This is a genomic window from Erwinia aeris (assembly GCF_041224955.1).
Classification (GTDB): domain Bacteria; phylum Pseudomonadota; class Gammaproteobacteria; order Enterobacterales; family Enterobacteriaceae; genus Erwinia; species Erwinia aeris.
Genome location: NZ_JBGFFX010000036.1, coordinates 1 through 348 on the forward strand (window position 1 = coordinate 1; position 348 = coordinate 348).

The window sequence follows — 348 nt, forward strand, 5'->3', positions numbered from 1 at the left end:
TTCACTTCTGAGTTCGGCATGGGGTCAGGTGGGACCACCGCGCTAAAGCCGCCAGGCAAATTCTTTTACCGCACTCAAGCCATATTAGTGGTGCTGATACCCAGAGTCGAACTGGGGACCTCACCCTTACCAAGGGTGCGCTCTACCAACTGAGCCATATCAGCACGCTTATTACTTACAGTAAGCGGAATAGTCACGCTTAATGCTTAATTTGATGCCTGGCAGTTGATGAACCTTTGTTCACCCTACGGGCCGTTGCATCGCAACGTTCAAACTTCGCCTTACGGCTTGTTTGTCCTACTCTCTGAGAGTAGTGAACTGCCTCGTAATACCAGTTTACTGCTTAAA

1 tRNA gene is annotated in these 348 nt (G+C 49.4%); it reads right to left on the reverse strand.

Features of this window, described 5'->3' with window-relative positions:
• Positions 1-88: 88 nt before the first annotated feature.
• A tRNA-Thr gene (locus tag AB6T85_RS23725) sits at positions 89-164 on the reverse strand.
• Between the last annotated feature and the right edge of the window lie 184 nt (positions 165-348).